This is a genomic window from Nisaea sp. (genome assembly GCF_965216895.1).
Classification (GTDB): Bacteria; Pseudomonadota; Alphaproteobacteria; order Thalassobaculales; family Thalassobaculaceae; genus Nisaea.
In genome coordinates this window covers 1,526,193-1,551,918 of sequence record NZ_OZ244205.1, presented here as the reverse complement: position 1 = coordinate 1,551,918, position 25,726 = coordinate 1,526,193, and the positions used below count along the sequence as shown (strand labels likewise).

Genomic DNA, 25,726 nt, shown 5'->3' with positions numbered 1-25,726 from the left:
CTCAGGCCTCTCCCGCTTTGCGTCCGATAGATGTCTCGTCCTGAAACATCGCCACCAGATCATGTAATTGCCGGATCGTGGCAAGAGAGAGGCCGTCGTTGCGTGCTGCCTTCTCGCCTTTCTTGCGGCGCAGCTCCGGCAGGATCGCGCGGCCGAAACCGAGCTTTGCCGCTTCCTTCAGGCGCGCCTCTGCATGGGCGACGGCGCGGATCTCGGCCGAGAGCCCGATCTCGCCGAAGACGACGGCATCGGAGGGAACCGGCTTGCCGGTGAGCGAGGAAAGCAGGGCCGCGGCGACTGCGAGGTCCGCCGCCGGTTCGCTGACTTTCAGGCCACCCGCGACATTGAGGAAGACGTCGCTGCCCGCCAGCACCACGCCGCAACGCGCTTCGAGCACTGCCGTCACCATGGCGAGGCGGCCGGAGTCCCAGCCGATCACGGCTCGGCGCGGCGTGCCGTAGGGTGAGGGGGCGACCAGCGCCTGGATCTCGACGAGCAGTGGGCGGGTGCCTTCCATGCCGGCGAAGACGCAGGCGCCCGAGACGCTCTCCTGGCGGTCGCCGAGGAAAAGGGCGGAGGGATTGGTCACTTCCGCGAGACCGCCTTCTGTCATCTCGAAGACGCCGATCTCGTCGGTCGGCCCGAAACGGTTCTTCACGCCGCGCAGGATACGGAACTGGTGCCCGCGCTCGCCCTCGAAATAGAGGACCGTGTCGACCATGTGTTCCAGCACGCGCGGGCCGGCAATCGTGCCTTCCTTCGTCACATGCCCGACCAGCAGCAGGACGATGCCGCGGCGCTTGGCGACCCGGATCAGTTCCTGTGCCGAGGCACGGACCTGGGAGACGGTGCCCGGGGCGCTGTCGATGGCATCCACATACATGGTCTGGATCGAGTCGATCACCAGCACGTCCGGCGGATCGTCGCTGTCGAGCGTGGTGACGATATCGCGCACGCTGGTGGCGGCGGCGAGCCGGACCGGCGCCTTGGCGACGCCGAGCCGCTGGGCGCGCATGCGGACCTGGTCCAGCGCTTCTTCGCCCGAGACATAGGCGCAGCGACAGTTTTCCGAGAGTTTCGCCGTCACCTGCAGCAGCAGCGTCGATTTGCCGATGCCCGGATCGCCGCCGATCAGGATGACGGAGCCCGGCACCAGCCCGCCGCCGGCGACCCGGTCGAACTCGGCGATCTTGGTCACGCGGCGCGGACGCTTCTCGGAGCTTCCTGCGAGATCGACGAACTCGATCCTGCGGCCCTTGGCGCCGCCGAGGCCTTTCGGCGCGCTCTTCTCGACGACTTCCTCGACCAACGTGTTCCAGGCGCCGCAGGCGTCGCACTTGCCCGCCCATTTGGGTTGCACGCCGCCGCATTCCTGGCAGACATATCGGGATTGGTTCTTTGCCATCGCTCCCGCGCTCCTAGGCCCGGCGGGTCACCAGTTCGATCGGGCCTTCCTCAAGGCCGTTGATGAACTGGTGCACGTAGGGATTGCCGGAATTGTCGACGTCCGAGGTAGGACCCTGCCAGATGATCCTGCCGTCGTAGAGCATCGCGATCCGGTCGCCGACCCGGCGCGCGCTGTCCATGTCGTGGGTGATGGTGACCGCGGTGATCTTCAGGTCCTTCACGCATTTGACGATCAACTCGTCGATGATGTCGCCCATGATCGGGTCGAGGCCCGTTGTCGGCTCATCGAAGAACACCACGTCGGGGTGGGTCGCGATGGTGCGGGCGAGGGACGCGCGCTTGCGCATGCCGGTGGAAATCTCTCCCGGATACATCGCTCCCACGCTCGGTTCCAGACCGACCTGCCCCATGAAGTCGAGGGCGAGCTTGTTGGCCTTGTTGCGTGGCATGCGCTGCGCCTCGACCAGGCCAAAGGCGACATTTTCGAGCACGGTCAGCGAGTCGAAGAGAGCACCGGCCTGAAACAGCAGGCCGAACCGGTTCATCATGCCGTGCTGTTCGGCGGGAGACAGCCTGAGCACGTCGACCCCGTCTATTTCGACAGTCCCGCTGTCGGCGTCCATCAGGCCGGTGATGGTCTTGATCAGAACCGATTTTCCCGTTCCGGAACCGCCGATCACGACGACGGATTCCGCCTCTGCGATGTCGAGATCGAGCCCGCGCAGCACATGGTTGGAGCCGAAGGACTTTCGCAGGCCTCGGATCCGGATCTTGGGAATTGCCGCCTTGGTATCGGCCATCGCGCTTTCCAGCCGCCTAGCGGGCGAAGAAGAGTTCGGTGATCAGGTAGTTCGAAATCAGGATCAGGATCGAGGCGGAGACCACCGCATTGGTCGTCGCCCGGCCGACACCCTGGGCGCCGCGGCCGGAATAATAGCCATGATAGCAGCCCATGACTGCGATCAGGAAACCGAAGACGGCTGCCTTCACGAGGCCGGAGACAACGTCCTGTGTCTCGAGAAATTCGAAGGTGCTCTTGAGATATGTACCGGCATTGAAGCCGAGTTTGTGCACGCCAACCAGATAGCCGCCGAAGACCCCGATGATATCGCCGACCAGCACCAGGAAGGGCAGGCTGATCATGGCGGCAAGGACCCGGGGCACGACGAGATATTTGAACGGGTTGGTCGAGAGTGTCGTCAGTGCGTCGACCTGTTCGGTGACCCGCATGGTGCCGATCTCGGCCGCCATCGAGGCGCCGATCCGTCCCGCGACCATGAGGCCGGCCAGAACCGGACCGAGTTCCCGGGTCAGGGAGAGCACGACAACGGTCGCGACCGCGCTTTCCGCATTGAAGCGCGCGAAGCCCGTATAGCTTTGCAGCGCCAGCACCATGCCCGAGAACAGTGTGGTCAGGCCGACCACCGGTAGCGAGTAATAGCCGATATCGACGATTTGGCGCATGAGCAGGCGCCAGTAGAGCGGCGGACGCAGGCAATGACCCAGCGTCGTGCCGGTGAAGATCGTGAGCCGCCCGGTGGCGGCGAGGAACCCGAGGAAGGTTCGTCCGACGGCTGCGAGGAAGTTCATGCGCTGGCGTGTCCGTTGCAGGATCCGGGCATCGGGATACGCATGTCAGGTCTCTCCGCTCGCCGCTTCGATGTAGCGTCGGGTATAGCGATGGCCGAGACCTGTCAATATTTCATAACCGATGGTTCCGGCGTCGTCGGCCGCGTCGTTGACCGTGTAATGCGGTCCGAGCAGATCGATATAGCCGCCGGGATAGACCTCCTCGGTACGGTCTACTGCACTGACATCGACGGCAAGCATGTCCATCGAGACGCGCCCGGCCAGGGGAAGGCGCTGGCCGCCGATATAAGCGGACCCCTTGCCGGACAGGGAACGCAGATAGCCGTCGGCATAGCCGACCGCCACCGTGGCGATCCGCGAGTCCGCACTCACCTTGTACGTGCCGCCGTAACCGACCCGGTCGCCGGCACGGACGGTCCGGACCTGCAGGATACGGGCGCGCAGCCGGACAACCGGCTCCATCGGACTCGGCTTGCCGTCTTCCACGCGCCCGCCGTAAAGCGCAAAGCCGGGGCGTGCGAGGTCCAGGTGATAGGCCGGACCGAGAAAGATGCCGGCCGAATTGGCAAGGCTTGCCCGCAGGGGGCGTTTCAGACGACGGCGCTGTTCGGCGAAACGGGTGAGTTGTGCCGCATTCTCCGGGTTGTCCGGCTCGTCGCCGCTGGCAAGATGCGAGATTGCATAGAGCCAGTCGGGGCCGGTCAGCACGTCCGGGTCCTTGGCGACCCGGTCCATGTCCGACGGCGACAGGCCGAGGCGGTTCATGCCCGTGTCGATGTGCAGCATTGCCGGCAGGGCCCGATCGGCCCCGGTGCACATCTGGCGCAACCGCTCGACCTGTTCCAGATCGTTCACGACCGGGATCAGTTCGTGCTCCGGAAAGACCGCTTCAGTGCCCGGGAGCAAGCCGTTGAGCACCGCGATCCGGGCGCGTGGCAGGGTTTTTCTGAGGGCGATGCCTTCCTCGGCGGTTGCGACGAAAAAGGTCCGGCAACCGGCTTCGAAGAGCGTGGGAGCGACCCTGTCGGCCCCCGTTCCGTAAGCGTCCGCCTTCACGGCCGCGGCACATTCCGTCTTTCCGAGCCGCTGCTGCAGGGAGAGGTAGTTCCGCCTGACCGCGCCGAGGTCTATCACGAGTTCCGACGCGGCACCGGAGCCTTCTGCTTCCGGAGAAATGTCGAGCATCAGAAATTGTCCGGGATGTGATCGTCCGCGACGAAATTGGAGAACTTGGTCGTCGAGCCTTCGAAGTGCAGCGTAACAGTGCCGGTAGGTCCGTGGCGTTGCTTGCCGATGATGACCTCGGCCTTGCCGTAGGACTTCTCGCAGCGGTCCTTCCACTGGTCGTGGCGGTCGTGGAACTTCTCGTCCGACTCGTCGATGCGCTGCGCCGGCTCGCCTTTCTCAAGGTAATACTGCTCGCGGAACACGAACATGACGACGTCCGCGTCCTGCTCGATGGAGCCGGATTCGCGAAGGTCGGCCAGCACCGGGCGCTTGTCCTCGCGCTGCTCGACGGCGCGCGAAAGCTGGGAGAGGGCGATTACCGGCACATCCAGTTCCTTGGCGATCGCCTTCAGGCCCTGGGTGATCATGGAGATCTCCTGCACCCGGTTGTCGGCACGTTGACCGGCGGACGGACGCATCAGCTGCAGGTAGTCGACCACAATCAGCGAGAGCCCCTGCTGACGCTTGAGGCGCCGGGCGCGGGCCCGCATCGTGGCGATGGTGATCGCGGGCGTGTCGTCGACATAGAGCGGCGCCCGTTCCAGGTCCTGGCTGGAGGCGACCAGTTTCTGGAAGTCTTCGGTGGTCAGCTCGCCGCGGCGGATATGTTCCGAAGAAATCTCCGTTTGCTCGGCAAGGATACGGGTGGCGAGCTGTTCGGCCGACATTTCGAGCGAGAAAAAGGCGACGACCTGACGTTCGAGCTCCGGATCCTTGAGCGCTGCGGTCGCGACATGGAAAGCGATATTCGTCGCCAGCGCGGTTTTCCCCATGGCCGGCCGTCCGGCGAGGATCAGCAGGTCCGAGGGATGCAGGCCGCCGAGCTTGGCGTCGAGATCGGTCAGGCCGGTAGAAATTCCCGCAAGACCGCCGTCGCGCTTGAAGGCTTCCTCGGCCATCCGCACCGCGGTGGTCAGGGCCTCGCCGAAATCCTGGAAACCGCCCTGGCTGGAACCGCGTTCGGCGAGGCCGAACAGTTTCGACTCCGCGGCTTCGATCTGATCGGCCGCCGGCAGATCGAGATCGTGCTTGTAGGCCACGTTCACTATCTCGCCGCCGAGGTCGATCAACTCGCGGCGCAGGAAGCTGTCATAGATCGCCTGGCCGTAATCGTCGGCATTGATCACGGTGACGACGGAGGCGGCGAGCCGGACCAGATACTGCGCCCCGCCCGCCTCCTGCAGGGAATCGTCCTGATCGAAGAGCGGTTTCAGGGTCACCGGATTGGCGATCTGACCTTTCTCGATAAGCCGGCCGCAGGCGGCGAAGATGCGGCCATGGACCGGATCGGCGAAATGCTCCGGCGACAGGTATTCGCTGACCCTTTCGAAGGCGCGGTTGTTGACGAGGATCGCGCCGAGCAGTCCCTGTTCTGCTTCCAGGTTGTGCGGGGGCTCGCGGTAGTCGCTGGTCTGCGGTTCCGCGCGCGTGAGCGACGTGATGGTCGAGAAGGGCTCTGAATTGGACATCCGTTACACATACCAAGAAGGGCTGTGGACGTCTCCAGCAATCTTATCCCCAAGCCGTGATTTTTCAAAGGCTTACGGCTGTGTATAAGGTTGGATAACGGGGATAGTTCGAATTTGCTGCCCGAAATCCAAAGGCTTGCCCCTGTGAAAAAGAAAACGGCCGCCTCGAAAGGCGGCCGTTTCCGGAACAGAACAAGAAGGGCGTGAAGAGGCTCAGGCCTCCGCGTTCTTCGTGTCTTCCTCGGCTTCTTCGGCGGCGGCTTCGGCGACGCCTTCCTCAAGCAGCTCCGAGGCGGCTTCAGCCGTCAGCTCGACCTCTTCTTCTTCCTCTTCCTCGGCTTCCTCGGTGCCGACGGCGCGGCCGAGGAGTTTCTGCTGTTCGGCTTCGTCGGCGCTGCGGGCGATGTTCACGGTGATGCTCACCGCAACTTCCGGGTGCAGCACGATGCGGATCTCTTCGAGGCCAAGCATCTTGAGCGCGCGGTCGAGCACGACCTGGCGCTTGCTGACGGTGACGCCTGCGGCGGTCACCGCCTCGGCGATGTCGCGGGAGGTGACGGAGCCGTAGAGCTGTCCGCTGTCGCCGGCCGCCCGGATCACCGGAACCACCAGGCCCTCGAGCTTGGTGGCGACCTTTTCGGCCTCGCCCTTGCGCTCGAGGTTTTCCGCCTCGAGCTGCGCGCGCTGGCCCTCGAAGTGGGAGAGATTGTCCTTGCTGGCGCGCAGGGCTTTGCCCTGGGGCAGCAGGAAGTTGCGGGCGAAGCCCGGCTTCACGTTAACGACGTCGCCCATCTGGCCGAGACGTTCGATACGCTCCAGAAGAATGACTTCCATTTCTCTTACTCCTTTGTGGCCGGGGCCTCTGCCGCGAAGCTGCGGCGCGGGCCGGTTCCGACCGGGATCACGTTTGATTCGAATTCCGTGCGATCCGCCCTTTCAGGTCCGCCCAGTGATCCAGCAATCCCGCGAAGACGAGCAGGACCCAGATGAATTGCAGGGCAGGCAGCAGAAAGGACAGGACCATCAGCGTGTAGGTCGCATGCAGAAGCCAGCGCTTTCCGTTCGGCGCCCCGGCGAGGGCATGAACGAGCCCAAGGCCGGAGAGAAAGAACGGCAGGCACAGGATCGGCGCGGCGTTCCAGCCGAGATAGCCGAGGGCACCGTCCGCAAACATCGCCGTCAGGGCGGCAATGGCGAGCGGGAAGGGCGCCCAGACCGGCAACCGGATGTCCCGCATTCTGGGTGACGGACGTAGATTGGCGCCAAAGCGCGAGAGCACGCCCTGGGCCAACAGGCCGTTGACGAGGATCAGCATGGACCATTGCAGTCCGGCAATACCGGGGAAGATCGCAACGGTCAGGTTCTTGGCGGCGTTCAGCTGCTCCGGCGGCAAGGCGAAGATCCCTTCGCTTGCCGTCCCCATCGCATCGAACATTCCCTCGACCTCGGTCCGGACCATGGTTTCGAGCCCGGGCCCCTGCAGGCCCGCGACCAGGACGGCCGTCAGCAACCCTGCGGCGGGCAGAGCCGTCAGCCACATGACAAGCATGCCGGCCGGATACCATTCGAGATCCGTGCTCTCCGGATCGTCGTTCAGCGGCCGCGCCAGTAACGCTTTGCGCGTCAGCAGCACGGCCGGCAGACCGGAGATGATCACGAAGAACAGGGCGGCCATCGAATTGGCGGCGACCAGAACGATCGCCCCCGCAACCAGAGTGGCGGTCAGCCCCGCCATCCACCCCCGCGCGAGCGAGAGGGCAAACAACGGAAGCGGCGACAGAAAGGCGAGCAGAATCGCTCCGAACGATCCGAGGATCGTGGAGAGATACATGAGCGCGCTCGCGAGTGCCGCCGCTCCGACCGGATACCACCTTGACCACATCTTGCCTCGTCGAACCCACAAAGCGGGTGTCGGCTGTTCCCTTAGCTGAGCACGTACGGCAGCAGGGCCATGAAGCGGGCGCGCTTGATGGCTTTCGCCAGCTCACGCTGCTTCTTGGCCGAGACGGCCGTGATGCGGCTCGGAACGATCTTGCCGCGTTCGGACAGGAAGCGCTGCAGCAGCTTGATGTCCTTGTAGTCGATCTGCGGCGCATTCGGGCCGGAGAACGGGCAGGACTTGCGGCGGCGCATGAACGGCTTGCGAACGGCAGCGCGGGAAATCGTAAGAGTGCTCATGGATCAGTCTCCCTGGGCTTCGCTTTTGGCGGACTGCTCGCGATCGCCGCGCTCCGGGCGATCACCACGGTCTCCGCGATCGGGACGGTCGCCACGGTCGAACCGGCCACCCGGACGGCCGCCACGGCCACCGCGGTCGCTGCGTTCGGACTTGGCGAGAAGAATCGCGGACTGGCCTTCCGGCAGTTCCTCAAGACGCAGGCTCATGTAGCGCAGCACGTCTTCGTTGAGACGCATCTGGCGTTCCATCTCCAGAATGGCATCGGACGGGGCTTCGATGTGCAGCAGCACATAGTGGCCCTTGCGGTTCTTCTTGATCTTGTAAGCGAGGGAGCGGAGGCCCCAGGATTCGGTGTTCTTGATCTCACCACCCATGTTGGTGATGATCTCGGAGAAATCGCTGGTGAGCTGCTCGGCTTGGGCGGACGAAATGTCCTGGCGTGCAATGAACACGCACTCATAGAGAGGCATCGTATCTCCTTACGGATAATCAGAACGTCCCCTCGAGGGACGCTGCTAAGCCGGCTCGGCCGGCAAGGAGTTATGTAAAACCCCGCCCCGGCACCGGAGTGCCTTAGCGCGGGACCGGCGGAATATACACAAAAGCGCAAGCCGTGCAACCGAAGAGCACGGTTCCGCTTGACAGCGCTTTTCCGGCTCGTTCTCTTTGGCGCCGCTGAAAAGACGGCGGTAATTCAAACGCCGCCTCCGCGCGGGCGCGATGCCGGTGCCGAGGCATTGAACAGGGCCTTGCTTAAAATACAAGGATTTCAAGGATGACGACGGTTCGCGCATTTACGTTTCCCGGCCAAGGCTCGCAGGCGGTCGGAATGGGCAAAGCGCTCGCCGACGCCTATGGCGCGGCCCGCGACGTTTTCGAACAGGTTGACGACGCGCTGGGCGAGCCCCTGTCGCGGCTGATGTTCGAAGGGCCGGAAGAGGAACTCGTCCTGACCCGCAACGCGCAGCCGGCGCTGATGGCGGTCAGCCTCGCCGTCCTGCGTGTTCTCGAGGCGGAGAGCGGTAAGACGATCACCGACATGGCGGACTATGTCGCGGGGCACTCTCTCGGCGAGTATTCCGCGCTCGCTGCGGCGCGCTCGCTGGACGTCGCGGACGCGGCGAAATTGTTGCGCCTTCGCGGCGAGGCCATGCAAACCGCGGTCCCGGTCGGCGAAGGCGCCATGGCCGCTTTGCTCGGCGTTTCGCTTGAGACCGCTCGCGAAATTGCAGCCGCCGGAGCGGAGAGCGGGGGCGTCTGCGATATCGCGAACGACAATGCCGACGGACAGGTCGTGATCAGCGGCTCCAAGGCCGCGGTCGAGAAGGCCGTGGCCGCCGCCGGGGAAAAAGGCGCCCGCAAGAGCGTGCTATTGCCGGTCAGCGCACCGTTCCATTGTGGCCTGATGGCACCGGCGGCCGACGCCATGGCCGAGGCGCTGGCGACGACGGACCTGCGGCAGCCGATGGTGCCTCTGGTGGCGAACGTGTTGGCGGACAAGATCGACGAGCCGAGCGAGATCCGCACCCGTCTGGTCGAACAGGTGACGGGCATGGTGCGCTGGCGCGAGTCGGTACTCTGGCTTGCGGGACAGGGCGTGACCGAAATCGTCGAGCTCGGTTCCGGCAAGGTGCTGACCGGACTTGCGAAGCGGATCGACCGTTCGCTCGCCGGCCGTGCCGTGGGTACGCCGGAAGAGATCGCGGCGTTTCTCGAAACCCTTTAAGGTCTGGTTGACCCGGGAACGGGCGAGGGAGAAGACATATGTTTCGTCTGGACGGTAAATCGGCCCTGGTGACGGGCGCGAGCGGCGGTATCGGCAATGCGATCGCCAAGGCTCTGCACGCCCAGGGCGCGGAAGTGGTGCTGTCGGGAACGCGTGAGTCGGCGCTGCAGGCACTGGCCGACGAACTCGGCAACCGTGCCCATGTGGTGACCGCCAATCTCGGCGACGCCGAATCCGTCGCTGCCCTGGCGAAAACGGCAGAAGAGGTCGCGACCGACGGAATCGACATTCTGATCAACAATGCCGGCGTCACACGCGACGGGCTGATGTTGCGCATGAAGGACGAGGATTGGGAGAGCGTGCTGAACGTGAACCTGACCTCAGGCTTTCGGCTTTCCAGAGCCTTGCTGCGCGGCATGATGAAGCGCCGCTGGGGCCGGATCATCGGGATCTCCTCCATCGTCGGCGCGACCGGCAATCCGGGCCAGGCGAATTATGCCGCCTCCAAGGCCGGCATGGTTGGATTCACCAAATCGCTTGCTCAGGAAGTCGCCAATCGCGGCATCACGGCGAACATCGTGGCGCCGGGTTTCATCAAGACGGCGATGACCGATGCGCTCGACGAGGCACAGCAGGAGAAGCTGCTTGCGGGGGTGCCTGCCGGCAGGCTCGGCGCGCCCGAGGACATCGCCGCATCGGTGGCCTACCTCGCCTCAGAGGAGGCGGCCTATGTGACCGGGGCGACCATCCACGTCAATGGCGGGATGGCAATGCTCTGACCGACGGGAGCGGGGGAGCGTCCGAGTCGCGCGCTCTTCCGGCTGTTTTTAGGGATGCGGCGCCGGGATTTCTGATGCTAGGCAATTAAAAAAAAGTGTGGTATCCCGCCGCCCCGCATAGGCGTACTGCCAAAGTGTTTCTTACTCCATGACGGAATGCGTGTTTCTTGGGGTATATTGAGGCCGGTAAACGCAGACGTTCTGCCGGTGAAACCGTAGAGCTTAAGATTCGAGGAAAACAAAAATGAGTGACGTCGCCGCTAGCGTGAAGAAGATCGTGGTCGAGCATCTCGGCGTTGACGAGGCCAAGGTGGTTGATTCCGCGAGCTTCATCGACGACCTCGGGGCGGACAGCCTCGACACGGTTGAACTTGTCATGGCGTTCGAAGAAGAGTTCGGCGTCGAGATTCCGGACGATGCCGCCGAAAAGATCCTGACGGTCAAGGACGCGATCACCTTTATCGAGCAGTCGTCCAACTAACCGGCTACCGATTTTCCTCGGGCGGTTAATGCCGCCCGGGGTTCCATGACATTTCTGGAAATGCCTTGGTGATGAGACGCGTTGTTGTTACCGGACTTGGAATGGTCACGCCCCTCGGGGACGGGGTCGAGCATAATTGGTCCCGCCTGGTAAACGGCGATTCCGGGATCACGGGGATCGACGAGTTCGATGTTTCCGATCTGCCTGCCAAGATTGCGGGGATCGTTCCGGCCGGAGAGGGCGGGGACGGGACTTTCAACCCGGATGCCTATCTCGAGGCGAAAGAACAGCGCAAGGTCGACCGCTTCATTCTCCTCGGCCTGGCCGCCGCCGACCAGGCGGTGAAGGATTCCGGCTGGTTGCCGGAAGACGAAGAAGGCCAGGACCGCACCGGCGTGCTGATTGGCTCCGGCATCGGCGGCCTGACCAGTATCGCCAGCACCGAGCGATTGCTGCTCGACCGGGGCCCGCGTCGGATCAGCCCCTTCTTCATTCCGGCCGCGCTGATCAACCTGATCTCCGGCCATGTCTCCATTCGGTATAAGTTCCGCGGTCCGAATCATGCGGTGGTCACCGCTTGCGCGACCGGCGCCCACGCTATCGGCGACGCGGCGCGGCTGATCATGCTGGACGATGCGGACGTGATGGTCGCCGGCGGGGCGGAAGCTGCGGTATGCCGTCTCGGCGTGGCCGGTTTCGCCGCCGCCCGGGCGCTTTCGACCGGTTTCAACGACAACCCCGAAGAGGCCTCGCGCCCGTGGGATGAGGGCCGCGACGGTTTCGTCATGGGCGAAGGCGGCGGCTGCGTCGTCCTCGAAGAATACGAACACGCCAAGAAACGCGGTGCGAAAATCTATGCGGAGGTGACCGGCTACGGCATGTCCGGCGATGCGCACCACATTACCGCACCGGCCGATGACGGAAATGGCGGGTTCCGGGCGATGAAGGCGGCGCTCAAGCGTGCCGCTCTTTCCCCGGATCAGGTCGATTATATCAATGCCCATGGCACCTCGACGCCGCTCGGCGACATGATCGAGCTTGGCGCCGTGAAGCGGCTGATGGGGGACGATCTCGGCGGTGCGTCGATGTCCTCGACCAAATCCGCGATCGGTCACCTGCTGGGCGCGGCCGGAGCGGTCGAGGCGATCTATTCGATTCTCGCGATCCAGCGCGGTGTTATCCCGCCGACCCTGAATCTCCATACCCCGTCGGAGAAAGTCGGCCCGGCCGACCTCGTTCCGTTGAGAGCGAAGGAGCGCAAGGTGAAGCACGCCCTGTCGAACTCCTTCGGATTCGGCGGCACCAACGCGTCCTTGATCTTCTCCGCACCGGAGTAATACGCCGTGGGGCGGACAGTGCTCCGGCTGATCTCGGGGGGCACCGTCCTGGCGGTCGCGGCGGCGGTCGTCCTTGCCTGGGGGTATGCCCAGTTCACCGGACCCGGTCCGCTTCAGGTGGCCCGGAACGTCGTCATTCCAGCAGGAACCGGGCTGGACGGCATCGCCGCGGCGTTGCGGGGGGCTGGAATCGTGCGCCACGACTATATCTTCTCGATCGGCGCGAGGGCCTTCGAGAAGGCGCGTTCTCTCAAGGCGGGTGAGTACCATATCCCGGCAAAGGCCAGTCCGCGCGAGGTCATGGATATTCTGGCCTCCGGCAAGACGGTGGTGCGCAGGCTGACAATTCCGGAAGGGCTGACCGCAGCGGAGGTCGTGGATCGCCTGCAGCGTGCCGAGGGGCTGTTCGGTGAGGTCACGGTGCCAGAAGAGGGATCGTTGCTGCCCGAGACCTATCATTTCTCCTACGGAGATCAGCGCGCCGATCTGCTGGCCCGGATGCGGAAATCGATGCAGGACGCGCTTGCGCAGCTTTGGGAAATGCGGGCGCCGGACCTTCCGCTGGATTCTCCGGAAGAAGCACTGGTCCTGGCCTCGATCGTCGAACGGGAAACCGGGATCGCGCGGGAACGCGGCCTGGTCGCGGGGGTTTTCGTCAACCGGCTGCGCAAGGGCATGCGCCTGCAATCCGATCCGACGGTCGCCTACGGGCTTTCTCCCGCGGGCCTCGACCGCCCGCTCACCAGAGCCGACCTCAAACAGGAAACGCCGTACAACACCTATGTAATCCGCGGCTTGCCGCCGACCCCGATCGCCAATCCCGGGGTCGAGGCGATTCGGGCAGTGATGAATCCGGTGAAAACGGATTACCTCTATTTCGTCGCGGACGGGACGGGCGGACACGCGTTTGCGCGGACTTTGCCGGAACATAACCGCAATGTCCGCAAATGGCGCAAGATCAGGGATTCCAATTGACGGCGCTTCCGCCCGCAAACTGATCTCCCGTCGTGTCGCTTTCGGCCGGGACGTCCGGAATCCCCGGCGGTGTGTCAGTCTGCGGTCGCGCTTTTCGTCGGCAGCCGCGCCATGAGGCCGTCGATCCAGGCGGGCGGCAGCATCTGCAGCAGCAGTACGGTTGCATAGAGCGGCCAGGGAAACGCGATCCGGGCCTTGTTGCGCGCAAGGCCGCGCCGAATGATCTCCGCCGCCTTGTCGACCTCCTGCAGAAACGGCATCGGGAAATCGTTCACCGCGGTCATCGGGGAGCGGACATATCCGGGACAGATCACACTGACGCCGATGCCTTCGCGTGCCGCCGTCGGGCGCAGGCCCTCGCCGAACACGCGCACGGCAGCCTTGGAACTGCAATATGCGGGAGCACCCGGGAAACCGCGAAAGCCGGCAATGGAACTCATGAGGGCGATCTGTCCCGTTCCACGGGTCCGCATTCGTGCGAGCGCAGGAAGGACGGTGTTCATGACTCCGTCGATATTGACACTGTAGAGCCGCCGGACCTGCTCGGCCGGTTCCGGGCCGCCGTCCCCTGTGCCGAGCGAGATCCCGGCATTGGCAATGACGAGGTCGAGCGGTGCCTCCGCATCGGCCTCCGCGATCCAGCTTTCCATTCCGCCGCGGTCGGTGACGTCGATTTGGCGCGTGCGAACGGTGGCGCCTCTTGCGTCGATGGTGCCCGCCACGTCTGCAAGGCGCGTCTCATCGCGGCCGCCGAGGAAAAGGGTGAGGCCCGGCGCCGCATAGGCGGCGGCGAGCGCGGCGCCGATGCCGCTGGAGGCGCCGGTGATCAGGATCGATTTCGGCGCATGCATCTCTGCCTCCGCGTCTTGTTGCCGTAAGCGGGCACGGATATAGTGCGCCCGCAATTTCTATAGCAAAGATCTGGTGGTGTCGGTGGCGATCAACAGCATGACGGGTTACGCCCGTGTCGAGGGAACCCATGACGCTGGCGACGGCGCCGGAGAATGGCAGTGGGGCTGGGAGGTCAAGTCGGTCAACGGCAAGGGGCTCGATGTCCGGTTCCGCATGCCGGGCGGGTACGAGGCGCTGGAAGTTCCCGCCCGCAAGCTGATCGGCTCGAAGCTCGCGCGGGGATCTCTCTCGGTGACCCTGTCGGTCGCGCGCCGGAGCGCGGTCAAAGCGCTCAATATCAATCGTGAACTGATCGAACAGATCCTCGAACTGCAAGCGGCGCTGGAAGCCGAAGGCAAGATCTATCCCTCGCCGCCGCGTCTCGACAGCCTGCTCTCGGTGCGCGGCATTCTCGAGACCGACGAGGATCCGGCGCAGGATGCGGAACAGAAGGATGCGCTGCTCGCCGCTCTTCTGAAAGGGCTTGAGGACGCTCTCGCGGCCCTCTCGACGATGCGTGCGGAGGAAGGCGGACGGCTCGCGGACATGCTCTCGACGCATCTCGAAACGCTTTCCGGGCTCTCGGCTTCGGCCAAGGACACTGCCGACCTGCAGCCGGCGCAGCAGCGCGAACGGATGAAGCAGCAGATTGCCGAACTGCTCGAACAATCGCCGCCGATCTCCGAAGAGCGTCTCGGTCAGGAGCTGGCGCTGCTCGCCACCAAGGCCGACATCCGTGAGGAGGTCGACCGGCTCGATGCCCATATCGACGCCTGCCGCGATCTGATCGACGCCGGCGGGGTGATCGGCCGCAAGCTTGATTTCATCTGCCAGGAGCTGAACCGGGAAAGCAACACGATCTGCTCCAAGGCGGCGTCGCTGGCATTGACCAATATCGGACTGGAACTGAAATCCACCGTCGAGCAGTTCCGCGAGCAGGTGCAGAACGTCGAATGAGCTCCGCGTCCGAAAACGATACCGAACTGCACCGCCGCGGCCTGATGCTGGTGCTGTCCTCTCCGTCCGGCGCCGGCAAGTCGTCGATCTGCCGCGAGCTTCTGAAGCGGGAGGACGATCTGGCGATGTCCGTCTCGGCCACCACCCGACCGCGCCGGCCGGGGGAAGTCGACGGCACCGATTATTTCTTCATCGACCAGACCGAATTCCAGCTCCGCATCAACCGGGGCGAATTCCTCGAATATGCCAAGGTCCTGGGCAACAACTACTATTATGGTACGCCCCGTGATCGGGTCGAGAAGGTGCTCGGCGGCGGCGGGGACGTGCTTTTCGACATCGACTGGCAGGGCACGCAACAGATCGCCGACGCGGCGCGTGACGACTTGGTCAGCGTCTTCATCCTTCCGCCTTCGATCCGCGAACTGGAGCGCCGCTTGCTGGGCCGGAACCAGGATTCGGCCGAGGTCGTCGCCCAGCGCATGTCCAAGGCCGCCGAAGAGATCAGCCACTACCGCGAATACGACTACATCATCGTGAACCACGATCTCGAGGAGAGCGTGGAAAAGGTCCGCGCGATCCTGACCGCCGAACGCCTGAAGCGCGACCGTCAGCTCGGTCTCACCGATTTCGTCAAGCAGCTGCGCGAAGGCCGCTAGGCAACGCCACTGCTAACTTCATTCTCCAGATCGTCCGGGTCGTAGAAGGCATTCCAGGGGCGGGTTGTGCGCGGTGGGTCCGCCAGGACCGGACGCTCGAAATCGAGCGTCAGGTTCGGGTTGTAGAACGGATCGTGCTCGCAATCCGTCGCCCAGCGTTCGCGCATCACCTCGGCTTCGCGATTGAACCGGGCCTTCTTCTCCGGAGCCTCGTCGTCGCCGCGGCTGACGGATTCGTAATGGTAGAGCTCCGCATAGGGAGTCCAGACGATCCTGTACCCGGCATGGCGGATCTTCAGGCAGAAATCCACATCGTTGAACGCCACGGCGAGTTTTTCTTCGTCGAGCCCGCCGACTTCCTCGAAGACCCTGCGCGGAACCAGCAGGCAGGCCGCTGTCACGGCAGAGAAGTTCTGCACCAGCATGGCGCGGCCGAAATAGCCGCGGCTTTCCCGGTCGAGGCGCTTGTCGAAATGCCCGGCAACGCCGCCGAGACCGACAATCACGCCGCCGTGCTGCAGGGTGTCGTTGTCATAGTAGAGCTTGGCACCGACCGCGCCGACACCGGGCTGCGTCACCTGGCGGACCATCTCGCTCAGCCAGTCCTCGTTGATCGGCTCGATATCGTTGTTGAGCAGGCCGATGATCTCGCCTGTTGCCAGCCGGGCTCCGTCGTTGTTGAGACGTGAATAGTTGAACGCGCCGTCGTCCCGGTGGACCCGGATCCGTTCGTCTTTCTCGATCTCCCGGAAATAGTCGAGGGTTTCCTCTTCGTCGCTGCCATTGTCGACGACGATGATCTCCCAGTTGGGATAATCGTTCTTCGAGCGGACGCCTTCAATCGCATCGCGCAGCAGTTCGACCCGGTTGCGGGTCGGGATGATCAGGCTGACTTTCGGCAATGTCTCGGGCAGGTCGTAGATCACCCGTTGGCTGTAGACGTCCCGGCCCTGAACGACCTTGCCCCTGATGGCGCAGCGGTCGAGATGGTCCTGAATGGCACGAAGCGCCGCATCGCCGGTATAGGTCTTCTGGTCCTCGGAAAGCGCCGTGGAGCCTGTTGCCGCGCGCCAATGGTAGAGCACGTGGGGAATGTGCCGGATATTCTCCGGCTCTGTCTGCTCGATGACGCGGAGTGCGAGATCGTAGTCCTGGCTGCCCTCGTAGCCGAGGCGGAAGCCGCCGACCCGTTCGACCAGCGCCCGGCGATAGACCCCGAGGTGATTGATCAGATTCTGCCCGAGGAACATGTCGGGTGCCCAGTCAGTCTTGAAGTAGGGCGCGAACAGCGTCCCGTCCTCATCGATCTTGTCTTCGTCCGAATAGAGGATGTCTGCGTCCGGATATTCGTTGATCTCGACCGCGACCATGTAGAGCGCGTGAACGGTCAACTCGTCGTCGTGGTCGAGCAGGGCGACATACTCACCGGTCGCCAGCTCGAGGGCGCTGTTCGAGGCGGCGGAGATATGTCCGTTTTCCTGGCGGAAGGTGACTTTGATCCGTTCGTCCCCGGCCGCGAGCCTCTTCAGCGCCTCCCTGGTCTCCTCCGAGGTCGATGCGTCGTCCGCGATGCAGAGTTCCCAGTTCTCGTAGATCTGCTCCCGGACCGACTTCACCGCCGCTTCCAGCAAGGCGGTGGGTGTATTGTAGGTCGGCATGACGATGGAGATCAGCGGCTGGTTCGAAAGCGCCTTGATATGGCGCCGGATTGCCGAGAGGTCGTCCGGCCCGAGCTGGGCATAGGTCTCGTACCAGTGTGTGTAGCTCGCAAGCGGGTTGGTCGCCTCGCGGGCGAGACCTTGCCAGATCGCCGTACCGTCGCGCTTGCGTACGACCTCGCGCAGACGCTCGAAAACGCGTTTGCGGGTGTCGCGGTCCCGGGCTACCTGATGCAGTCGGCGGGCAAGGACGGTCAGGCCGAGCCCGACCCGGCTGACTTCCCGGATCCGGATCGACTTGATCTTGAACTTGCCGACGAAATGGACCGGATCGAAGCGCAGGGCGAAGACATGGTTCGGCAGGCGCACGATCGCCCTGCCGAAGCCGTTGCGGGTCGGCGGAAGCCGGAAACGGTTGGCTTCTTCGAAACCCTCTCCCGTATCCGCGAAGAGAAAGGGCGCCGCGATCCGGTTGGCGTCGATTTCGTAGGTGATTTCGACCCAGCCGCGCGGAAAGAAACGCCACGGAGAAGCGAGGACAAGCTGCGGGTTCGGTTTGAGGGCCTTGAAGCTGTTGTTGCCGAGTGGTTCCGCATTCATGGCGGACTGGATCGTCATGTCGTGGGTCATGACCCGCACGGCGCCGAGGCCGCGCAGGAGCAGACGCGAAACTCCGCGGAACGGCCGGGTCAGGCGCCAGGACCATGTGCGGGCGATGAACTGGATCTCGCGATGCAGACGGGCATTCTCGATCCGGAGCTGGTTGTTCGTCTCCTTGAAGCCTTCGGAGACGTTTGCAAGCTCTTCCGACAGGCTGGAGATCTGCGCGTCGCGCTGCACGATCCGCGCGTCGCGCTCCTTGATCCATTCGTTGCGCTCTTCCACCCGGCTGATCTGCTCGGTCGCCCAGTTCTCGCGCTCTGCGACCTTGCGGTTCAGGTCGACGATTTCCTCGCGCTGTTTCCGCTCCCGCGGAGCGGCTTCGCCGACGATTTCGTCAAAATAGGCGCCGGCCAGATCCAGTTCCGCGGCGACAAGATCTATGGATGCGATCGCTGCCGCGTCCTCCGGATCGTGCTCGAGCGCGCGGCAGGCGGCAAAGACCCGTCCCGCCCAGCGTGACAGCATGGCCGATCCATAGAGTTCCCTGTCATGCAAAGCGAAATGCCGGAGGCCCGGGCGGATGAAGCTTTCAATCTCGGCGCGCGACTCGTCCGTGACCTTGTCGAGCGGGAGGTCGAGGCGCTTCGCCATGCCCTCGATTGTGCCCTGCCAGTCCGCCATGAGCCCGTCATAGCTGAGGAAGGCGCGGCGCTTGCCGCGGGTCGCCCGCTCCGACTCGATCACATGCCGCAGCCAGAGCACGAGGCCTCTGCCGGTGGAGAACCCGTCGCGCTGGTGCAGGGAGCGCGCCACCTCCAGCGGATTGCGCTGCATGATGACGTAGACCGGTTCCGCACCAAACTCTTCCAGCACCGGTTCCCAGAGTGGCATCAGACGGCACATGCGGGGATCCTTGATGCCCCAGAGCTTTGCGCCGGCGAAATCCGTCTCGAGGATGTCCCGGATCGCCTTGCGGGCTTTCTCTGCAGCCTCCATCCCGGTCCAGCCGTTAGGCAGGGCGCGCGGGTCGTCCCAGAACATGCCGAAATCGGTCAGCAGTTCCTCGTCCGTGACGACCGCGTCGAGATGTTCCCAGAAACCAGTCTCGTTGTTGCCTTCGGCCGGCGGCAGGAGGTTGTCGCTAAGCTCGACGCCGAGAATGTTGCAGACCCGGGTCAGCGCGGAAGTGCCGCTCCGGTGCATGCCTAGAATGACGACCGCGGTCGATGTCTTCTTTTCCTTGGACGGGGTCTTCGCTGCCATGAATTGGGGACTCGCTGCGTGTTCTATGTCGGCGGTTCGCGTAATCGGTCGCTTGGATATCACAAAGCGTGCGGTTCCGCGATATTGCCCGGGGGATCGGGGCGGTCGGCCGCTTTCATGCCTCGTAGCCGAAGCGCGCGAGCGCACCGGCGCCGATTTCGGTCAGACGGCGCTTTTCCGGATCGGCGAGCTGGTTCCAGCGGCCGACAGAGCCCGGCATCCGGATCACGGCTTCGGCGGCCCTCCCGACCCGTTCGGCGAGGCCAGGCGCGAAACCGCCGGCGGCGAGCGCTTGCGCCAGAATTGTACGCGGCGACTCGCACAGGTCTTCGAAACGGATACGCATATACCGGTCGCCGAGTTCCCGCTCGCCCCAATCCGCAACCTGCATGTTCGCGGCGGCCCAGAGACGGATCGCGTTTTCGGGGCTCTCGCCGCTGTAGGTTTCTCCGAACAGAGCATCGAAATGCTTGTTCGGCTGGTTCTGATTGTCGCTCAGTGCCATGTCGCGTCCGTCGCGAACCAGATGCAGGAAACGCAGGCCGGGGCATTCGGCGGCGACGATCGGCAGAACGTACATACTGCGGGGATTCTTCCAGCCCCAATGCGGCGTGTTTCTCGGCAATTCGCGCGTGTAGCGCTTCAGGGCCGCACGGAAATCGGTAACGGCGGCATCTCGGACACGGTCGCTCAGGCCGTCAAGCCCGTAATCGAGGGAGCGTGTATCGCGCAGAACCGGATTGATGTTGGCATCGAGAAACGGCTCGAAATCCATAGCATCGCCGGCATGGTTCAAACGTTCCCCGACGAAAAAGCCGGCCTCTTTCAAGGCGCCGTGCAGGGCCCGGGTCCCGGAACCGCCTGTGGCTCCGATGAGGAGGGGACTGGTCGTGTCCGGTCGGGAAATCAGTCTCGCGAGCAGCTTGAAGAGCACACCAACTCCTGCACCCTGTACGGTGCGCTATCTGAAGAAGCGCTTTGATATTCCAAGCTCCAGCGCTCCGCCAAGCTGTAATTTACGCCTTCACCTGCGGAAACCGATCCGATATAAGGCCATTAAGACAAACCGCACATGACTCTGTGGATTTTGGATAAATGGGCAAGTATCTCGACGACCTTTGGAATGATCTTGAGCAGACTTGGGATCTGGCCATGCAGGTGAACGATCTCTCCGAGCAAGAGCGCTCCGACGTCTCGGCGGCCTGGGAAACCTATTTCAAGCCGGCCGATCTGGTCGATGTTGCGCGCACCGAGGGTGAGGGGCAGACCCCTCCGACGAAGGTCTTCTGCACCAATATCTACGGGCTGCAGTTCAATCCGGAGACGAAATACTGGGTGCCCTTCCGTCACGGCGATATCGACCTGGCCAAATTTACCGAGGATTGAGGTCCGGCCACCCGGTCTTTTCGACGAAAAATCAATAAACAAGACCAGAGACTTCATGTTTCGCATCGGCGAATCATGTATGGTATTGATTGTCTTTGAGCCAAAAGCCGCGTGAAAACTCGCGCGGCAACGTCTGGATGATCGTACCGAGGTGATTGCATGGCAGGGGCGGATCAGCCTGTAACCGTCAACCGGTTGATGCGAGCCTGCTATACCGCGCTGTTTTCGGCCGGTGTGTTCAGCTTTGCCGTCAACCTGCTGATGCTGACCTTGCCGGTCTTCATGTTTCAGGTCTTCGACCGGGTGCTGGCGAGCCGGAGTGAGGCGACGCTGTTCCTGCTGCTCGGCATCGCGGGCTTCGCGCTCGCGATCCAGGCCACGCTCGACACCATCCGCGCCTATGCCTTCGTGCGCATCAGCGGCTGGATCGACCGGCGCATCGGCCCGATCCTTCTCTCCTCCATCATCACCGACGCGCTCGACAGGGGGAGCCAGCCGAACAGCAATCCGCTACGGTCCCTCAGCACGTTGCGCATGTTCCTGACCGGACCCGGCATGCTGACCATGCTGGATGTTCCCTGGGTCCCGGTCTTTCTCGCGCTGATCCTCTGGATCAATCCGGCAATGGGACTCGCCGCGGCGATCGGCGCGCTCGTCATGTTCATGCTCGGCGTGATCAACGACCGGGTGACCCGGCCCGCCCTCAACGCGGCACAGGAGTTTTCCTCCAAAGCCTATTCCGCCGCCGAATCCGCGGTGCGCAACGCCGCCGTGGTGGAAAGCATGGGCATGCGGCGCAACATCATGGGGCGTTGGCACCGCGAGAACGAACAGGTCCTCAGCCTGCAGGGGCGGGCGAGCGACCGGGCAGCGGTCCTCAGCGCGGTGTCGAAATCGGCCCGCATGCTGCTGCAGATGGTGATCATGACGGTGGCGGTACTGCAGATCATCGATCCGGAAGTCGACATGACTCCGGGCATGATGATCGCCTGCTCCCTGATCCTTGGCCGGGCGCTGCAGCCTGTCGAGATGGCGATTGGCCAGGCCCGGCATCTTGTCGAGGCGCTTGGCGCCTACAAGTCCATCGAGACGGCCCTGGTCAATGCGCAGTCCGGGATGCGTCGCATGGAACTGCCGGCACCGAAGGGGCATCTGGTGCTCGAGGGCGTCGGTTATCAGCCGCGCGGGGCGCCGCGCCCGATCCTGCAGCGGATCAGTCTCGAAGTGAAACCGGGAGAGGCGCTCGGAGTGGTCGGGCCGTCGGCCGCCGGCAAGTCGACCCTGGCGCGCCTGATCGTGGGGGTGGAGAAGCCGCATGTCGGGCATGTCCGGCTCGACGGCGCCGATATCTACAACTGGAGCACCGAGAGCCTCGGTAGGCATGTCGGCTACATGCCGCAGGACATCGAGCTTTTCGGCGGTTCCGTCGCCGAAAACATCGCCCGGCTGGATGCGGACCCGGATCCCGAACAGGTGATCAAGGCAGCGAAACTGGCCGGGCTGCACGATCTCATTCTGCAACTGCCGAATGGGTACGACACCGATATCGGAAATTCCGGGGCATTGCTGTCCGGCGGCCAGCGCCAGAGGGTGGCACTGGCCAGGGCGCTGTACGGCGAACCGTCGCTGGTTGTTCTGGACGAGCCGAACTCGAACCTCGACTCCAAGGGCGACGAAGCGCTGGTGAAGGCGCTGAACGAGCTGAAGGAGCGCGGGGCGACCATTATCATGATCACGCACCGGGTGCAGGCGCTTGCGAACATGGACAAGCTGCTCGTGCTGCAGGAAGGCATGATCAACAAATACGGCTCGCGCGACGAGGTGCTGGCAAATGCGGGCATGGGGCCGACGACGATGCCGCCGCCCCAGACCGCCCCGACATCGAAACCGGCAGAGGCCGCTGCTCAGGGCGGCCGGCCCGAAGTCGAGCGCCGCCGCATGCCGCCGCCCACACCGCCCAAAGCAGCTGAGCAGAAGGTGGGTCCGGGCCCGGCTCCCAGGGGCGTGCCGGGGGTCCCGGCCGCGAATCTACCGCCGCCGCCGAGCATGCCGTCCGGGATGCCATCCGCGCGCCGGACGCGATCGAACGACGGCCTGCCGCCGACGCTGCAGCCCGGAACCGGCCACGGCGTGCGCCCCAAACTGGGGCAGGGGTCGGCCCAGGCGATGGAAATACTGGCTCGCCGCGGTCCGGCTTCCGGCGCGGCCTCTGCGCCTGATGAAAAAGATTCGAGCCCGATGGTGCGGCCGCCGAAACTGGTAGAGACAGTGCGCATGCATCCGCCGTCGCCGACTGCCTCCGTCCGGCCCGCGCAGAAACCTGCAAACAGCTCGTCGCCGGAGCCGCAGCCTGCGGAGGACAAGACCAAGTCGACTCGGCCCCCGGTATCCGTCGCTCCTCCGTCCGATATCCGTCCGGCCGCTTCGCTCAATATCGAGGATATTCAATCCATCTCCGCGCAACCTCGCGCGAAGCAATGAACGGGCGGGCGACAGGTAGGCCGACCGCTCCCGGGAACCAATGATGTCGAATACGACAAACGATTTGAACGATGCCTTCGCGCTTTCGGAAGCCGAGAATCCGAAGGCATGGCGTCCTGTCGTCTGGACCGGATTCATCGTCATGCTGATGTTCTTCGGCGGTTTCGGACTTTGGGCGGCGCTGGCCCCGCTCGGCAGCGGGGCGATCGCCCAGGGTCAGCTTCAGGTCTCGACAAACCAGAAGACGGTGCAGCATCTGGAAGGCGGCATCATCGAAGCGATCAACGTGAAGGACGGAGACGTCGTTCGCGAAGGAGATATTCTGATCCAGCTCGATGACACCCGCGTTTCGGTCGAGTTCCAATTGCTTCGAAAACAGTATCTGGCGAATCTCGGTGCCAAGGCGCGGCTGGAAGCGGAGCGGGACGATCTGGCCGAGGTCAACTTTCCGCAGGAACTGCTCGCTGCGGCATCCGATGCCGATGTCCAGGAAGTGATCGCCGGACAGCAAAGGCTCTTCGCCAACCGGATCAGCGCCCGGGACAGTCAATTCGGGTTGCTGAAGCGGCGTATCCAGAAGACCCGGGAAGAGATCACCGCGCTTCAGGCTCAACAGCGCGCGGATGCGCGGCAATACGAGCTGATCCAGGAAGAGATCGCGGATGTCCGGGTGCTCTACGAGAAGGGACTTGAGCGCAAGCCGCGGCTGCTGTCTCTGGAACGGACCGCGGTCCAGCTAGAGGGCAGTATCGGCAACCGCAAGGCGTTGATCGCCCGGGCGGAGCAGACCATCGCCGAAACCGAGTTTCAGCTTCTGAACACCCGGGAGCGGTTCAAGACCGAGGTTGAGACCAGCCTGCGGGAGGTCCAGGACCAACTGATCGATCTTAAGGATCGTCTCAAGGCGGCCCGCGACGCGCTCGACCGGACCCGGATCCGGGCGCCGCAGAGCGGGCGCGTCTACGGTCTGCGCTTTTTTACCGTCGGCGGGGTGATCGGTCCGGGTGAACCGATCATGGGGATCGTTCCCCAGGGCGACACTCTTGTGGTGAAGGCGCAGATCGATCCGGCGGATATCGACGTCGTCGAAGTGGGAGCGGCGGCAAGCGTACGCCTGACCTCGTTCAGTCAGCGCACCACGCAGCCGATCGACGGCAAGCTGCTCACTGTCTCGGCCGACATTGTGCAGCCGGAACGCGGCGCGCCCTATTACGAGGCGCGCGTCGAACTCGACCGGGAGAGCCTCGCGAAGCAGCCCGAGCTGGAACTTGTGCAAGGTATGCCGGCCACCGTAATTATCTCGACAGGGGATCAGACCCTGCTCGAATATCTGCTCGCGCCGCTGGTTCGCAGTTTCGAGCTCGGATTAAGGGAAGATTGACGCCATGAGTGACACGGCCCCGCCGAAGAGTTTTCTGCCTTATGGCCGTCAGCAGATCGATGCCGAAGACGAGCAGGCCGTTCTCGACGTCCTGCGCGGGGACTGGCTGACAACAGGGCCGGCTGTCGAATCCTATGAGGAGGCGTTTGCCGCGCGTGTCGGTGCGAAACATGCGATTGCCTGCTCCAGCGGTACGGCAGGACTGCACATGGCGGCCATTGCGCTCGGCCTCGATTTCGGCGATGTCGTCGTGGTGCCCAGCGTGACCTTTCTCGCGACCGCCAACGCCGTCCGATACGTGAACGCCGATGTGCTCTTCGCGGATGTCGATCCGGAGACCGGGCTGATGAGCGCGGAGCATGTGGCGCGCGCCATTGCGGGGCTGAGCGAAGGGACGGTGAAGGCGCTTTTTCCGGTACACCTCACGGGGCATGCCGTCGATATCGCCGGGCTTCGCCAGGCCTTCCCGCATCTGGCGATGGTCGAGGACGCCTGTCACGCGCTCGGCGGCGAGTACGATGTCGGTCAGGGAATGGTGCCGGTCGGCTCCTGTCCGCTCGGTGGCATCACCATGTTCTCGACCCATCCTGTGAAGACCATTGCGACCGGCGAAGGCGGTGTGCTGACGACGAACAACGACGTCCTCGCCAACCGCCTCGGTTGGGCGCGGAATCACGGCATGGTGCGGGAGCCGGAGCGCTTCCAGAACCGCGCCATGGGGTTCGAAGAGGGTAAGGCCGCCCCCTGGTATTACGAGATGCATCTGCCGGGTTACAATTATCGTTTGTCGGACGTGAACGCCGCGCTGGGCCTCAGTCAGTTGAAGAAGCTCGATGCCTTTGTCGCCAAGCGGCGCGCGCTGCGCGACCGTTATGCCGAACGCGTCGCCAGCCTGGGCCCGCACGTGAAAATGCAGCCCGTTGCCGCCGGCTGCAACCCGGCGTGGCATCTTGCGGTCACCCTGATCGATTTCGCCGCCCTCGGAACTACGCGCACGGAAGTCATGAACACGCTGCGCGCGCGCGGTATCGGTAGTCAGGTGCACTATATCCCGGTACACCGTCAGCCCTACTACGCCCGGCGCTACGGTCCGTTGAACCTGCCCGGGGCGGATGCCTACTACGCCCGCTGCCTCAGTCTGCCCCTGTTCCCGGCGATGGAGGAAAGCGACGTTGACCGCGTGGTGGAGGAACTCGCCCTGGTGCTGAAGTTGTGAACGCGGTTTCCCGTTCGTGGCAATCAGGGCTAAGTAACGTGATTCGAATATCCAGGGTGAGGCC

23 protein-coding genes are annotated in these 25,726 nt (G+C 63.9%); 11 read left to right on the top strand and 12 right to left on the bottom strand.

Going from position 1 to position 25,726, the window contains the following annotated elements; translation table 11 throughout:
• Position 1: 1 nt before the first annotated feature.
• The 9 genes from radA to rpsF form a co-directional block, all read right to left on the bottom strand.
• Positions 2-1,405, bottom strand: a complete 1,404-nt coding sequence (radA, locus tag ACOOE1_RS07480) for a DNA repair protein RadA (RefSeq protein WP_420405712.1) — start codon at positions 1,403-1,405, stop codon at positions 2-4.
• 13 nt (positions 1,406-1,418) lie between these two features.
• Positions 1,419-2,207, bottom strand: a complete 789-nt coding sequence (locus ACOOE1_RS07475; RefSeq protein WP_420405711.1) for an ABC transporter ATP-binding protein — start codon at positions 2,205-2,207, stop codon at positions 1,419-1,421.
• Between the two features lie 16 nt (positions 2,208-2,223).
• Positions 2,224-2,997, bottom strand: coding sequence for an MlaE family ABC transporter permease (locus tag ACOOE1_RS07470; RefSeq protein WP_420405710.1), 774 nt, complete (start codon positions 2,995-2,997; stop codon positions 2,224-2,226).
• 45 nt (positions 2,998-3,042) lie between these two features.
• Positions 3,043-4,182: an alanine racemase gene (gene alr / locus ACOOE1_RS07465; protein ID WP_420405709.1), complete on the bottom strand. Its 1,140-nt coding sequence runs from the start codon at positions 4,180-4,182 to the stop codon at positions 3,043-3,045.
• On the bottom strand, positions 4,182-5,693 hold the full coding sequence (locus ACOOE1_RS07460) for a replicative DNA helicase (protein ID WP_420405708.1): 1,512 nt from the start codon (positions 5,691-5,693) through the stop codon (positions 4,182-4,184). The genes alr and ACOOE1_RS07460 overlap by 1 nt, the downstream gene beginning before the upstream one ends.
• 213 nt (positions 5,694-5,906) lie before the next feature.
• Positions 5,907-6,527, bottom strand: coding sequence for a 50S ribosomal protein L9 (gene rplI / locus ACOOE1_RS07455; RefSeq protein WP_420405707.1), 621 nt, complete (start codon positions 6,525-6,527; stop codon positions 5,907-5,909).
• A gap of 67 nt (positions 6,528-6,594) precedes the next feature.
• Complete coding sequence (locus tag ACOOE1_RS07450; RefSeq protein WP_420405706.1) at positions 6,595-7,575, bottom strand: DUF2232 domain-containing protein; 981 nt, start codon at positions 7,573-7,575, stop codon at positions 6,595-6,597.
• Between the two features lie 41 nt (positions 7,576-7,616).
• On the bottom strand, positions 7,617-7,871 hold the full coding sequence (gene rpsR / locus ACOOE1_RS07445; RefSeq protein ID WP_193182243.1) for a 30S ribosomal protein S18: 255 nt from the start codon (positions 7,869-7,871) through the stop codon (positions 7,617-7,619).
• Between the two features lie 3 nt (positions 7,872-7,874).
• The gene (gene rpsF, locus ACOOE1_RS07440) at positions 7,875-8,342 is read right to left on the bottom strand and encodes a 30S ribosomal protein S6 (RefSeq protein WP_420405705.1); all 468 of its coding nucleotides are present in this window, start codon (positions 8,340-8,342) and stop codon (positions 7,875-7,877) included.
• A gap of 305 nt (positions 8,343-8,647) precedes the next feature.
• On the opposite strand from rpsF, the gene fabD reads away from it, so the two are divergent.
• From fabD to mltG, 5 genes are all read left to right on the top strand, one after another.
• Positions 8,648-9,598: an ACP S-malonyltransferase gene (gene fabD / locus ACOOE1_RS07435; RefSeq protein ID WP_420405704.1), complete on the top strand. Its 951-nt coding sequence runs from the start codon at positions 8,648-8,650 to the stop codon at positions 9,596-9,598.
• Between the two features lie 38 nt (positions 9,599-9,636).
• Positions 9,637-10,377 carry a 3-oxoacyl-[acyl-carrier-protein] reductase gene (gene fabG / locus ACOOE1_RS07430; protein ID WP_420405703.1) on the top strand — a complete coding sequence of 247 codons (741 nt, stop codon included), beginning with the start codon at positions 9,637-9,639 and terminating at the stop codon, positions 10,375-10,377.
• 244 nt (positions 10,378-10,621) lie between these two features.
• A complete protein-coding gene (locus ACOOE1_RS07425; protein ID WP_193182234.1) occupies positions 10,622-10,858 on the top strand; it encodes an acyl carrier protein in 237 nt (78 codons plus the stop codon).
• 71 nt (positions 10,859-10,929) lie between these two features.
• On the top strand, positions 10,930-12,195 hold the full coding sequence (fabF, locus tag ACOOE1_RS07420) for a beta-ketoacyl-ACP synthase II (RefSeq protein WP_420405702.1): 1,266 nt from the start codon (positions 10,930-10,932) through the stop codon (positions 12,193-12,195).
• 6 nt (positions 12,196-12,201) lie between these two features.
• Positions 12,202-13,170, top strand: coding sequence for an endolytic transglycosylase MltG (gene mltG, locus ACOOE1_RS07415; RefSeq protein WP_420405701.1), 969 nt, complete (start codon positions 12,202-12,204; stop codon positions 13,168-13,170).
• A gap of 74 nt (positions 13,171-13,244) precedes the next feature.
• Here mltG and ACOOE1_RS07410 read toward each other — a convergent pair whose 3' ends face one another.
• The gene (locus tag ACOOE1_RS07410) at positions 13,245-14,021 is read right to left on the bottom strand and encodes an SDR family NAD(P)-dependent oxidoreductase (RefSeq protein WP_420405700.1); all 777 of its coding nucleotides are present in this window, start codon (positions 14,019-14,021) and stop codon (positions 13,245-13,247) included.
• 82 nt (positions 14,022-14,103) lie between these two features.
• Between ACOOE1_RS07410 and ACOOE1_RS07405 the strand changes: the two genes are divergently transcribed.
• Positions 14,104-15,018, top strand: a complete 915-nt coding sequence (locus ACOOE1_RS07405; protein ID WP_420405699.1) for a YicC/YloC family endoribonuclease — start codon at positions 14,104-14,106, stop codon at positions 15,016-15,018.
• Complete coding sequence (gmk, locus tag ACOOE1_RS07400) at positions 15,015-15,674, top strand: guanylate kinase (protein ID WP_420405698.1); 660 nt, start codon at positions 15,015-15,017, stop codon at positions 15,672-15,674. Before ACOOE1_RS07405 ends, gmk begins: the two co-directional genes overlap by 4 nt.
• Here the strand turns inward: gmk and ACOOE1_RS07395 are convergent.
• A complete protein-coding gene (locus tag ACOOE1_RS07395; RefSeq protein ID WP_420405697.1) occupies positions 15,671-19,198 on the bottom strand; it encodes a glycosyltransferase in 3,528 nt (1,175 codons plus the stop codon). The two genes, gmk and ACOOE1_RS07395, sit on opposite strands and share 4 nt — an antisense overlap.
• Positions 19,199-19,313: 115 nt before the next feature.
• A complete protein-coding gene (locus ACOOE1_RS07390; protein ID WP_420405696.1) occupies positions 19,314-20,132 on the bottom strand; it encodes a sulfotransferase in 819 nt (272 codons plus the stop codon).
• A gap of 161 nt (positions 20,133-20,293) precedes the next feature.
• Between ACOOE1_RS07390 and ACOOE1_RS07385 the strand changes: the two genes are divergently transcribed.
• The 4 genes from ACOOE1_RS07385 (at position 20,294) to pseC (ending at position 25,662) form a co-directional block, all read left to right on the top strand.
• Positions 20,294-20,584, top strand: a complete 291-nt coding sequence (locus ACOOE1_RS07385; RefSeq protein ID WP_420405695.1) for a hypothetical protein — start codon at positions 20,294-20,296, stop codon at positions 20,582-20,584.
• A gap of 159 nt (positions 20,585-20,743) precedes the next feature.
• A complete protein-coding gene (locus ACOOE1_RS07380) occupies positions 20,744-23,065 on the top strand; it encodes a type I secretion system permease/ATPase (protein ID WP_420405694.1) in 2,322 nt (773 codons plus the stop codon).
• 43 nt (positions 23,066-23,108) lie between these two features.
• Complete coding sequence (locus ACOOE1_RS07375; RefSeq protein WP_420405693.1) at positions 23,109-24,446, top strand: HlyD family type I secretion periplasmic adaptor subunit; 1,338 nt, start codon at positions 23,109-23,111, stop codon at positions 24,444-24,446.
• A gap of 4 nt (positions 24,447-24,450) precedes the next feature.
• A complete protein-coding gene (gene pseC / locus ACOOE1_RS07370) occupies positions 24,451-25,662 on the top strand; it encodes a UDP-4-amino-4,6-dideoxy-N-acetyl-beta-L-altrosamine transaminase (protein WP_420405692.1) in 1,212 nt (403 codons plus the stop codon).
• Positions 25,663-25,726: the final 64 nt, after the last annotated feature.

Bases quoted from the DNA above. Each gene is read 5' to 3' on its own strand.
- radA (WP_420405712.1), bottom strand. From the start codon at position 1,405: ATGGCAAAGAACCAATCCCGATATGTCTGCCAGGAATGCGGCGGCGTG.
- ACOOE1_RS07475 (WP_420405711.1), bottom strand. From the start codon at position 2,207: ATGGCCGATACCAAGGCGGCAATTCCCAAGATCCGGATCCGAGGCCTG.
- ACOOE1_RS07470 (WP_420405710.1), bottom strand. From the start codon at position 2,997: ATGAACTTCCTCGCAGCCGTCGGACGAACCTTCCTCGGGTTCCTCGCC.
- alr (WP_420405709.1), bottom strand. From the start codon at position 4,182: ATGCTCGACATTTCTCCGGAAGCAGAAGGCTCCGGTGCCGCGTCGGAA.
- ACOOE1_RS07460 (WP_420405708.1), bottom strand. From the start codon at position 5,693: ATGTCCAATTCAGAGCCCTTCTCGACCATCACGTCGCTCACGCGCGCG.
- rplI (WP_420405707.1), bottom strand. From the start codon at position 6,527: ATGGAAGTCATTCTTCTGGAGCGTATCGAACGTCTCGGCCAGATGGGC.
- ACOOE1_RS07450 (WP_420405706.1), bottom strand. From the start codon at position 7,575: ATGTGGTCAAGGTGGTATCCGGTCGGAGCGGCGGCACTCGCGAGCGCG.
- rpsR (WP_193182243.1), bottom strand. From the start codon at position 7,871: ATGAGCACTCTTACGATTTCCCGCGCTGCCGTTCGCAAGCCGTTCATG.
- rpsF (WP_420405705.1), bottom strand. From the start codon at position 8,342: ATGCCTCTCTATGAGTGCGTGTTCATTGCACGCCAGGACATTTCGTCC.
- fabD (WP_420405704.1), top strand. From the start codon at position 8,648: ATGACGACGGTTCGCGCATTTACGTTTCCCGGCCAAGGCTCGCAGGCG.
- fabG (WP_420405703.1), top strand. From the start codon at position 9,637: ATGTTTCGTCTGGACGGTAAATCGGCCCTGGTGACGGGCGCGAGCGGC.
- ACOOE1_RS07425 (WP_193182234.1), top strand. From the start codon at position 10,622: ATGAGTGACGTCGCCGCTAGCGTGAAGAAGATCGTGGTCGAGCATCTC.
- fabF (WP_420405702.1), top strand. From the start codon at position 10,930: ATGAGACGCGTTGTTGTTACCGGACTTGGAATGGTCACGCCCCTCGGG.
- ACOOE1_RS07410 (WP_420405700.1), bottom strand. From the start codon at position 14,021: ATGCATGCGCCGAAATCGATCCTGATCACCGGCGCCTCCAGCGGCATC.
- gmk (WP_420405698.1), top strand. From the start codon at position 15,015: ATGAGCTCCGCGTCCGAAAACGATACCGAACTGCACCGCCGCGGCCTG.
- ACOOE1_RS07395 (WP_420405697.1), bottom strand. From the start codon at position 19,198: ATGGCAGCGAAGACCCCGTCCAAGGAAAAGAAGACATCGACCGCGGTC.
- ACOOE1_RS07385 (WP_420405695.1), top strand. From the start codon at position 20,294: ATGGGCAAGTATCTCGACGACCTTTGGAATGATCTTGAGCAGACTTGG.
- ACOOE1_RS07380 (WP_420405694.1), top strand. From the start codon at position 20,744: ATGGCAGGGGCGGATCAGCCTGTAACCGTCAACCGGTTGATGCGAGCC.
- ACOOE1_RS07375 (WP_420405693.1), top strand. From the start codon at position 23,109: ATGTCGAATACGACAAACGATTTGAACGATGCCTTCGCGCTTTCGGAA.
- pseC (WP_420405692.1), top strand. From the start codon at position 24,451: ATGAGTGACACGGCCCCGCCGAAGAGTTTTCTGCCTTATGGCCGTCAG.